Annotated in this window: 10 protein-coding genes; 4 read left to right on the forward strand and 6 right to left on the reverse strand. The window is 71.9% G+C overall.

Annotation, left to right across the window (positions count from 1 at the left end; translation table 11 throughout):
- Window positions 1-10: 10 nt before the first annotated feature.
- Both ACFVU3_RS12315 and ACFVU3_RS12320 read left to right on the forward strand, forming a co-directional pair.
- On the forward strand, window positions 11-1,039 hold the full coding sequence (locus tag ACFVU3_RS12315) for an ATP-binding cassette domain-containing protein (protein ID WP_390065810.1): 1,029 nt from the start codon (window positions 11-13) through the stop codon (window positions 1,037-1,039).
- Entirely contained in the window at window positions 1,036-1,896 is an 861-nt protein-coding gene (locus tag ACFVU3_RS12320) for an ABC transporter permease (protein ID WP_390065811.1), read from the forward strand. The genes ACFVU3_RS12315 and ACFVU3_RS12320 overlap by 4 nt, the downstream gene beginning before the upstream one ends.
- 72 nt (window positions 1,897-1,968) lie before the next feature.
- Here ACFVU3_RS12320 and greA read toward each other — a convergent pair whose 3' ends face one another.
- Window positions 1,969-2,466 carry a transcription elongation factor GreA gene (gene greA / locus ACFVU3_RS12325; protein WP_390065812.1) on the reverse strand — a complete coding sequence of 166 codons (498 nt, stop codon included), beginning with the start codon at window positions 2,464-2,466 and terminating at the stop codon, window positions 1,969-1,971.
- A 189-nt stretch (window positions 2,467-2,655) separates the two neighbouring features.
- On the reverse strand, window positions 2,656-3,057 hold the full coding sequence (locus ACFVU3_RS12330) for a DUF4307 domain-containing protein (protein WP_390065813.1): 402 nt from the start codon (window positions 3,055-3,057) through the stop codon (window positions 2,656-2,658).
- Window positions 3,058-3,156: 99 nt separating this feature from the next.
- Between ACFVU3_RS12330 and mca the strand changes: the two genes are divergently transcribed.
- Entirely contained in the window at window positions 3,157-4,038 is an 882-nt protein-coding gene (gene mca, locus ACFVU3_RS12335) for a mycothiol conjugate amidase Mca (RefSeq protein ID WP_390065814.1), read from the forward strand.
- Window position 4,039: 1 nt separating this feature from the next.
- A complete protein-coding gene (locus tag ACFVU3_RS12340; protein ID WP_390065815.1) occupies window positions 4,040-4,270 on the forward strand; it encodes a hypothetical protein in 231 nt (76 codons plus the stop codon).
- 151 nt (window positions 4,271-4,421) lie between these two features.
- On the opposite strand, the gene ACFVU3_RS12345 is transcribed toward ACFVU3_RS12340, so the two are convergent.
- From ACFVU3_RS12345 to ACFVU3_RS12360, 4 genes are all read right to left on the reverse strand, one after another.
- A complete protein-coding gene (locus tag ACFVU3_RS12345) occupies window positions 4,422-5,561 on the reverse strand; it encodes a glycine amidinotransferase (protein ID WP_390065816.1) in 1,140 nt (379 codons plus the stop codon).
- A gap of 100 nt (window positions 5,562-5,661) precedes the next feature.
- Window positions 5,662-6,033, reverse strand: coding sequence for an aspartate 1-decarboxylase (panD, locus tag ACFVU3_RS12350; protein ID WP_390065817.1), 372 nt, complete (start codon window positions 6,031-6,033; stop codon window positions 5,662-5,664).
- Window positions 6,034-6,078: 45 nt separating this feature from the next.
- The gene (locus tag ACFVU3_RS12355; RefSeq protein ID WP_360310823.1) at window positions 6,079-6,282 is read right to left on the reverse strand and encodes an MbtH family protein; all 204 of its coding nucleotides are present in this window, start codon (window positions 6,280-6,282) and stop codon (window positions 6,079-6,081) included.
- Between the two features lie 87 nt (window positions 6,283-6,369).
- Window positions 6,370-9,552: condensation domain-containing protein (locus ACFVU3_RS12360; RefSeq protein ID WP_390065818.1), on the reverse strand; the 3,183-nt coding region annotated here is incomplete at its 5' end.

Here is a 9,552-nt window from a genome sequence, read left to right on the forward strand (position 1 = left end):
GAGTGTGGACATGCCAGGCGCGATCCACGCCGAGGGACTGGTGAAGACCTTCGGCGACGTCACAGCACTGGACGGGGTGGACCTCGACGTGCCCGAGGGCACCGTCCTCGGCCTGCTCGGCCCCAACGGAGCGGGGAAGACCACCACCGTACGGGTCCTGACCACCCTGCTCCGCCCCGACAGCGGCACCGCCACGGTCGCCGGCCTCGATGTCCTCGCCCACCCCAACGAGGTCCGCCGCTCCATCGGCCTCTCTGGCCAGTTCGCCGCCGTCGACGAGTACCTCACCGGCCGCGAGAACCTCCAGATGGTCGGACAGCTCTACCAGATGAAGGCCAGGGCGGCGAAGGAACGGGCCGGCGAGCTTCTGGAGCGCTTCCACCTCGCCGACGCCGCCGACCGCACCGCCAAGACCTACTCCGGAGGCATGCGCCGCCGCCTCGACCTCGCCGCCGCCCTCGTCGTCGCCCCGCCCGTGATGTTCATGGACGAGCCGACCACCGGCCTCGACCCCCGCAACCGCCAGGCCCTGTGGGACGTCATCAAGGAGCTCGTCTCCGGCGGCACCACCCTCCTCCTCACCACGCAGTACCTGGAGGAGGCCGACCACCTCGCCCACGACATCGCGGTCGTCGACCACGGCAAGGTCATCGCCCGCGGCACCTCCGACCAGCTCAAGGCCCGCACCGGCGGCGAACGCGTCGAGGTCGTCGTCCACGAACGGGACGCCATCGCCCCCGCCCGGACGATCCTCGCCCGCTACGGCCCCGGCGACCGGGGCCCCGACGCCGTCGCCGTCGAGGACCACACCCGCAAGCTCACCGTCCCCGTCACCGGCGGCGCCAAGCTGCTCGCCGAGGTCATCCGCGACCTCGACACCGTCGGCATCGAGATCGACGACATCGGACTGCGCCGCCCCACCCTCGACGACGTCTTCCTCTCGCTCACCGGCCACACCGCCGAGCGCGCGCAGGACGAGGAGAACGGCGCGGCACCCGCCGCCAGGAGCCGCAAGCAGCGGAAGGAGCCGGCCGCGTGACCACCCTCACCGACAGAGCCCCGCGGACCCCCGCCGCGCGCGGCGGCATCGCCCAGTCGTTCGGGGACTCCCTGGTCGTCACCAAGCGGAACCTGATCCGCATGTCCAGGATCCCGGAGATGATCCTCTTCGGGCTGATCCAGCCCGTCATGTTCGTGATCCTCTTCACGTACGTCTTCGGCGGATCGATGCAGATCGGGAACAGCACCGACCCGGACGTCTACAAGAACTTCCTGATGGCCGGCATCTTCGCCCAGACCGTCACCTTCGCCACCGCGGGAGCGGGCGCCGGCATCGCCGACGACATGCACAAGGGCCTCATCGACCGCTTCCGGTCGCTGCCCATGGCGCGGGGCGCGGTGCTGACCGGCCGCACGATGGCGGACCTGGTGCAGACGGCGGTGACCCTGCTGGTCCTCGCGATCGTCGCCCTGATCATCGGCTGGCGGCCCGGCTACGCCGCGCCGACCAACGCCGGGAAGATCATGCTCGGCTTCGCCCTGCTGCTCCTCCTCGGATACGCCTTCACCTGGATCGGCGCCCTCATCGGCCTCTCCGTGCGCACCCCGGAGGCCGCGACCTCCGGAGGGCTGATCTGGCTCTTCCCCGTCACCTTCATCTCGAACGCCTTCGTCGACTCCAGCAAGCTCCCCGGCTGGCTCCAGCCGGTGGCGGAGTGGAACCCGTTCAGCGCGACCGTCCAGGCGTGCCGCAAGCTCTTCGGCGACCCGGGCCTCTCCCCGTCCGACGCGTGGCCGATGCAGTACCCGGTGTGGGCGTCGCTGATCTACTCGGTCCTGATCGTGGTCGTCTTCCGCACGCTCTCCGTCCGCAAGTACCGGCGCGCGGACGGCTGACCCGCGCCCGGCGACGGCGAAGGGCCGGTCCCCCCGCGGGGGACCGGCCCTTCGTCACGTACGGAAGGGGCCTCAGCCGGTGTACGGCTTCGCGCTGAGGATCTTCACCATGGCCTTCTTGCCGTTCGGCAGCTCGTACTCGGCGTCGTCACCGGCCTTCTTGCCGTTCACGCCGATGCCGAGCGGCGACTGCGGCGAGTAGGTCTCGATGTCACCGCTCGCGTACTCGCGGGAGGCGAGCAGGAAGGTCATCGTGTCGGACTCGTCGCCGTCGAAGGCGATCGTCACGACCATGCCGGGCTCGACGATGCCGTCGTCCGCCGGGGCCTCGCCGACCTTCGCGTTCTGGAGCAGCTGGGTGAGCTGGCGGACCCGGAGCTCCTGCTTGCCCTGCTCCTCCTTGGCCGCGTGGTACCCGCCGTTCTCGCGCAGGTCGCCCTCCTCGCGCGCGGCGGCGATCTTCGCGGCGATCTCGGTACGCGCGGGACCAGACAGGTACTCAAGCTCGTCCTTGAGCTTGTTGTACGCCTCCTGGGTGAGCCAGGTGACGTTGTCGCTGGTCTGGGTCACAGGTGCTCCTCGTAGGTACTGGGAATACAAAGCATCGCCCTACGCGGGAAACGTTCGCTTCCCGGGTGGGCGAAAGCACGAGCCTAACAATGAGTGGCGGAAAGCGGGAGGACATAAACCATCGGGATGGCGTCGGTCCAGGTCACCGCGGCGACCCGCCGGAACTCGCTCCCCCTCCCCTACCCACCGCTACCGCGGCGTACACCCCAGCAGCTCGGCGCTGGTGGCGCGGGCGGTCGTCCGGAGGGAGTAGACCCGGTCGACCCGGCCGTCCGGCTCGTCGACCACGACGTCCTTGCGGGCCACCTCGGCCCCGTCCTCGGAGCGGGAGCGGAGCGTGCACACGCCCTCGACGCCCTCGTCCTTGCGGACCTCCAGGTGCACCTGCACCTCGGAGTCGCTCACCACGTCGAACTTGATCATCTCGGCGCTGATCCTGTTGTCGACCACGTAGTGCCAGCCGAACCAGCCGAGCATGGCCAGGAAGAGCGTCCCGAGCACCGCACCGGCGATCCGGAGCTTCCGGTCGGCCCGCTCGTCCGCGGAACGCCCGTAGCGCCCCTCGGGCAGCTGCTCTCGCACGGCGCTCATCCTTCGGTCCTCTCCGAGCCGGGGGCGGCGGAATTTTCGTCCCCCCGATTCCGTCACTATAGAGACCACCCTCCGCGTCGAATCACTGAGGATCGAGTCTTGACTGAGCAGCTGCGACTGATGGCCGTTCACGCCCACCCCGACGACGAGTCGAGCAAGGGCGCGGCGACCATGGCCAAGTACGTGTCCGAGGGGGTGGACGTCCTCGTGGTGACGTGCACGGGCGGCGAGCGCGGCTCGGTCCTGAACCCCAAGCTCCAGGGCGACCCGTACATCGAGGAGAACATCCACGAGGTCCGCCGGAAGGAGATGGACGAGGCCCGGGAGATCCTGGGCGTCGAGCAGGAGTGGCTCGGCTTCGTCGACTCCGGCCTCCCCGAGGGCGACCCCCTGCCCCCGCTCCCCGAGGGCTGTTTCGCCCTGGAGGACGTGGACCACGCGGCCGGCGAGCTGGTCCGCAAGATCCGTTCCTTCCGTCCGCAGGTCATCACGACCTACGACGAGAACGGCGGCTACCCGCACCCCGACCACATCATGACCCACAAGATCACGATGGTGGCCTTCGAGGGCGCGGCCGACGCCGAGAAGTTCCCCGAGGGCGAGTACGGCCCGGTCTTCGAGCCGCAGAAGCTCTACTACAACCAGGGCTTCAACCGCCCCCGCACCGAGGCCCTGCACCAGGCCCTCCTCGACCGGGGCCTGGAGTCCCCGTACGGCGAGTGGCTGGAGCGCTGGAAGGAGTTCGAGCGCAAGGAGCGGACGCTGACCACCTTCGTCCCGTGCGCCGACTTCTTCGAGACCCGCGACCGCGCGCTGATCGCCCACGCCACCCAGATCGACCCCGAGGGCGGCTGGTTCCGGGTCCCGATGGAGATCCAGAAGGAGGTCTGGCCGACGGAGGAGTACGAGCTCAGCAAGTCGCTGGTGCCGACCTCCCTCCCCGAGGAAGATCTCTTCGCGGGCATCCGCGACAATGCCTGACATGAGCGCACACCTCGCACTGACGCAGCTGGTCCCCTTCGCCGCCGAAGAGCTGGACAAGAACAAGGTGACCCCGGGCGTCCTCGGCTTCGTCGTCTTCGCGGTCCTGGCCCTCGCGGTCTGGGCGCTGATGAGGTCGATGAGCCGCCACATGAACCGCATCTCCTTCGAGGAGCCCGCGGCCCCGGCCGACACCGCCGAGGCCGGGAGGAAGACGCCCACGGCCTCCTAGGGGGCTTCCCGGCCCCTCGGGAGCCCCCGGCGCCTCCCGAGGGGCCCCGGGGCTCCCGAGGGGGTCCGGACAGCACGACGGCCCGTACCCGCGCGAGCGGGTACGGGCCGTCGTGCCGCCCCGGGCTCCGGGGGCCCGGGGGCGGCGGACCTCAGACGAGGGGCTGGTAGTCGAGGTTCGGGAAGTAGTCCTCCCGCACGCCGTCGCGCCGCACGTCCCACGTGGCGCAGTGCAGCGAGCCGCCGTACTCGAAGACGTTGCGGAACGGCACCGGGAACACCTCGAAGCCGAGGCCGGACAGCATGTCCTGGAGCGGCTTCTCCTGCTCCTCGCAGATCACCTTGGTCGGCGAGATGCTCAGCACGTTCATCGACAGCCACTTCGACGACTGGCAGTACTCCGGCATCTCCTCGTTGGTGAGGACCGGCTGCGGGACGTCGACCAGCTTCCAGTCGTTCTCCAGGAACATCCGCTCCTCGCCCTCGCGCAGCGGACGGTCCGGGTTGGTCAGGATCAGACCCGGGCGCAGCGGCACGAAGGTGCAGTCGATGTGCGAGGGGAAGAAGTCCAGCGGGAAGTGGACCGGGTGGACCCGGAAGCCCTTGGGCTCCAGATGCCGCTTCAGCCAGCGGATGCCGGCCCGGTTGGTGGTCATCGACTCCTGGACGAGGACGTCACGGCCGAACCGGCTCATGTCGGCCGCGTCGAAGATCACCTCGTCCTGGTTGACGCAGAACTCGAAGGAGTGCATGCGCGCGTGCCGCTCCTCCAGCGGCCACTCCCAGAACTCCTCGCGGTACATGCCGTCCGCCATCGTCGGCTTCGGCGCCGTGGTCCACAGCACGCGCGGGTCGGCGTTCCAGTACTCGTAGACCAGCTTGCGGTAGGGCCGGTACTCGAAGTACCGGGCCCGCCGCGACATGGTCGCCTCGATGATCTCGTTGCCCAGGGTGATCATCACGTCGCGCGGGCAGACCGCGCAGTACTGGTTCTCCACCTCGAAGTCGGGCGTGCTGAGCGGGGTGGAGAAGTCATGGGTGTCGGGGCGGCGGACGGTGATGCCCTGGGACTCGAGCACCTTGACGAGCCCGGTCAGCTCCTCGTTGGCCAGATCGATGGCCTCCTTGGACTTCGGACCGGTGGGGAAGGGCGTGTCGGGCCGGTTGCGGATGGCGGGCCGGCTGCCGGGCTCGACGGGCTCGAACTGGGCGCTGTCGGCGGAGCCGACCACGATCTCCTGGAGCGGGTCCCACTCGTTCCACGAGTTGACCCGGGGGAAACTCTGCTGCATGAGGCTGCCTGTCTGTGGGGTGCGGACGGGGAGCAAAGGTGGGGGGTGTGCAGGAGTAGGGGCAGGGGAGCGGGCCGGCGCCGGACGGCGCGCCGGTGGATCAGGAGGAGAGGTCGGAGCCCAGCTTCAGCGGCCGGTTCTGCTCGTCGACGAAGACGACCTTCGGCTCCAGCTTCGCGGCCTCCTCGTCGTCGACGTTGGCGTAGCCGATGAGGATGACCAGGTCGCCGGGGGCGACGAGACGGGCGGCGGCGCCGTTGAGGCAGATGACGCCGGAACCGCGCTCGCCCTCGATGACGTACGTCTCCAGGCGGGAGCCGTTGTTGATGTTGACGATGTGGACCTGCTCGCCCACGAGGAGGTCCGCGGCGTCCATCAGGTCGGCGTCGACCGTCACGGAACCGATGTAGTTGAGGTTGGCCTCCGTGACGGTGGCGCGGTGGATCTTGGACTTGAGCATGATGCGCTGCATGGCTGTGTGGCTCCTTGACGGCGGGGAAGGCCCCCGGCGGATCGGTCAGACGGCGTCGGCGAGGCTCGCCGGTCGCATATCGGTCCAGTGCGTCTCGATGTACTCGAGGCAGCTCTTGCGGTCGGTCTCGGTGACGACGACGTTCCAGCCGGGCGGCACCACGGCGAACGCGGGCCACAGGCAGTGCTGGCGCTCGTCGTTGACCAGCACCAGGAAGGTGCCGTCCTCGTTGTCGAAGGGGTTGGTCATGTCGTTCTCGTCCTTGTCCTCGGTCTCGTTCCGGTTCTCGGTGTCGGTCTCAGGGGTGGTGTCCGCGGCGGGCCGGCCCGCGGGTGCTCAGGCGGTGCGGTCCCGGACGGCGGCGGCCAGGGCGCGGGCGGTGCGGCCGCGGAAGACGGCGGCGACGTCCACGGGCCGCCCCAGCTCCGCCTCCAGCCGGCCGGCCAGCCGCAGCGCGACCAGCGAGTCGCAGCCCAGGCCGAACACGTCGTCGTCGGGTCCGACGGCGTCCCGGCCCAGCACCTCGGCGACCAGCTCCGCCACCCGCCCGAGCAGGGCGCCGTCCGGGTCCGGCTCCTCCGCCAGGAACCGGCGGACCGGCCCCGGCATCGCCTCCGGCAGACCGTCGAGCAGCTCCCGCAGCAGGCCGGCGACCTCCTCGGCGACCGTCTCCTCGACGAGGTCCGGACGGTGGCCGAGCTCCAGCCGCAGCCGGTCGCCGGGCACCACCATCAGCTTCAGCGGGTAGTGGTACGCGTCGTGCCCGGACACCTCCACCAGGCGCAGCGTGTCGTCCGGGTCGCCCGGCAGCTCCTCGGCGCCCGGGAAGTTCTCGAACACCACACAGGTGTCGAAGAGCGGTCCCAGGCCGGCGGCCCGCTGCACGTCCGGCAGCGGCACGTGGTGGTACGGCAGCAGCTCGGCGTGCTCCTCCTGGAGCCGGGCGAGGAGCGTCGCCACGGTCTCCTGCGGCTGGAGCCGCACCCGTACCGGCAGGGTGTTGATGAACTGGCCCACCATCTCCTCGACCTCGGGCAGCTCGGCCGGACGGCCCGAGACCGTCGCGCCGAACACCACGTCGCGGCTCCCGGTCCGCCGGTGCAGGCACAGCGCCCACGCGGCCCTGACCAGCGTGTTCACGGTGACGCCATGGGCGCGGGCGGCCGCGCGAAGCGCCGCCGTGCGCTCCTCGGACAGCTCGACGACCGTGGTGCGCGGCAGCGCCCGGACGCGCGAGGTCTCCCCGGGCGGGCAGAGCAGCGTCGGCTGCCTCAGCCCCGCCAGCGCCGTGGACCAGGCCGACAGGACCTCGGCCGGGTCCTGCGCGGCCAGCCAGGACAGGTACCGCGGGTACTCCGGCGGCGTGGGCAGCGCGGCGCCGGACGGGTCGTCGTAGAGGGCGAGCAGGTCGCGCAGGACCAGCGCCGTGGTCCAGCCGTCCACCAGCAGGTGGTGCAGGGTCAGCACGAGCTGCCGGCGGCGCGGGGCCAGGTCGACCAGCGTGCACCGCATCAGCGGCGGCCGGGCCGGGTCGAAGCGCCGGTGCCGGTCCTCGTCGAGGAGGGCGGCCAGCCGGTCGTCCCGCTCGCGCGGGTCCAGGCCGGTCAGGTCGTGCCGGTGCCACGGCATCCGGGCCTCCACCGGGATCGCCTGCACCGGCTCGCCGGACCGCAGCTGGACGAACCCGGCCCGCAGCATCGGATGGCGGCGCAGCAGCGCGTCGCACGCCTCCCGCACCCGGCCCGGCTCCAGGTCCCCGTGCACCTCCAGCACCATCTGCACGGTGTAGACGTCCAGGCCCCGGCTGTCGTACCGCGCGTGGAAGAGCAGGCCCTCCTGGAGCGGGGTCATCGGCAGCACCTCGGCGACCGGCAGGCCGGTGCGCGCGGTGAGCCGCTCCAGCTCCGCCGGGTCCGCCTCGACGGTCCCGGACGGCAGCCGCCGCGCCCGCACGGTCTCGGCGTGCTCCACGAGCGCGCGCAGCGCCGCGGACCACAGCCGGCCCAGTTCGGCGGTCTCGGCGTCCGTCAGGTGCAGCCGGGCCCACAGCCAGTGGGCCACGAGCCGGGGCCCGGTCGGGGAGTCGTCGATCGCCGCGTTCACCTCGACGACGTGCGTCATCGGCATGCGCGGGTCGGCGCCGAGCGGCAGCGCGTCCGCCTCGGGCGCCACGGTCCAGTCCTCGTCGCCGTCCTCGGAACCGCCCTGCCGGCCCAGGTAGTTGAAGCCGATCTGGGGGGCGGGGCAGGCCGCGAGCTCGGCGGCCGTCTCCCGGTTCAGGTGGCGCAGCAGGCCGTAGCCGATGCCGCTCTCCGGCACCTCGGCCAGCTGGGCGGCGACCCGGCGCACGGCGGCGCCCAGCCGCGGGTCGGCCGGATCGCCGTCCGCGTTCCAGTCGCCGGCCGCCGCGTCGACGCGCACCGGGTACATCGAGGTGAGCCAGCCGACGGTGGCCGACAGGTCGGTGGTGTCGTCGAGCGGTTCGCGGCCGTGCCCCTCCACGTCGATCAGGACGGCGGTGTCGCCGCCGGCGCCGGGCCGGCGCCACGCGGCGACCGCCAGGGCCAGACCGGTGAGCAGGACGTCGACGGTCCGCACCCCGAACGCGGAGGGCACCGTGGTGAGCAGCGGCGAGGTCAGCTCGGACGGCAGGGTGAGGACGAGCTCGCCCGCCGTCGCGTAGATGTCGTGGGCGGGGGAGAGCCGGGCCTCGCTGAGCGGCACGGAACCCGCGCCGAGCGTCCGCCGCCAGTACGGGAGCTCCCGCAGCACCTCGGGGCTGTGGGCGGCCGCGCCCAGCCGGCGGCTCCAGTCGCCCAGCGGGCACGGCACCGGCTCCAGCGCGGGCGTGATGCCCGACGCGACGCTCCGCCAGGCGACGTACAGGTCCGTGAGCAGGATGCGCCACGAGACCGCGTCGACCGCCAGGTGGTGGATGGTGACGAGCAGCCGGCCGGGCCGCGCCGGGCCCAGGTCGAACCAGGTCGCCCGGACCATCGCCCCGCGCCGGGGCGCGAGGGCGGCGGCGTCCTGCCGGGCGTGGACCGTGAGCTTGGCGCGCAGCGCCTCCTCGGTCAGGCCGGAGACGTCGACGCGGCGCACCGCCTCGCGGATCGCGGCCTCGTCCACCGGCTCCACGACCAGGTCGCCGGTCCCGTCGAGGCGTCCCCGCAGCGACTGGTGACGCTCCGTCATGGCCTGCACGGCGGCGGTGAGGTGGTCGATGCCGAGGCCGGGCGGGACGCGCAGCAGCGTCGACTGGTGGAAGGCGTCGACGGCGCCGCCGCTCTCGTGCAGCCAGCGCATGATCGGGGTCGCGGGCACGACCTCGGCGGGCGCGGCCGGCTCCGCCGGACGGGCGCCGGGGGTGGCGGCGGTGGTCGTCTTCTCCTCGCGCGGCGGCTGCGCGGCGGACGCCTTCCGGGCGCCCGTGTCCGCCGGGCGGGCCGCCGGGGCGGCGCCGTTCTGCTGGAGGAAGGCGGCGAGGGCGGAGGCGGTGCGGTGGGTGAAGATGTGCTT

Origin of the sequence: Streptomyces sp. NPDC058052 (assembly GCF_042885515.1) — a bacterium.
Taxonomy (GTDB): Bacteria; Actinomycetota; Actinomycetes; order Streptomycetales; family Streptomycetaceae; genus Streptomyces.

What these genes read in the sequence shown, in the direction of transcription:
- ACFVU3_RS12315 (WP_390065810.1), top strand. Translation starts at nt 11, where the DNA reads ATGCCAGGCGCGATCCACGCCGAGGGACTGGTGAAGACCTTCGGCGAC.
- ACFVU3_RS12330 (WP_390065813.1), bottom strand. Translation starts at nt 3,057, where the DNA reads ATGAGCGCCGTGCGAGAGCAGCTGCCCGAGGGGCGCTACGGGCGTTCC.
- ACFVU3_RS12340 (WP_390065815.1), top strand. Translation starts at nt 4,040, where the DNA reads ATGAGCGCACACCTCGCACTGACGCAGCTGGTCCCCTTCGCCGCCGAA.
- ACFVU3_RS12345 (WP_390065816.1), bottom strand. Translation starts at nt 5,561, where the DNA reads ATGCAGCAGAGTTTCCCCCGGGTCAACTCGTGGAACGAGTGGGACCCG.
- panD (WP_390065817.1), bottom strand. Translation starts at nt 6,033, where the DNA reads ATGCAGCGCATCATGCTCAAGTCCAAGATCCACCGCGCCACCGTCACG.
- ACFVU3_RS12355 (WP_360310823.1), bottom strand. Translation starts at nt 6,282, where the DNA reads ATGACCAACCCCTTCGACAACGAGGACGGCACCTTCCTGGTGCTGGTC.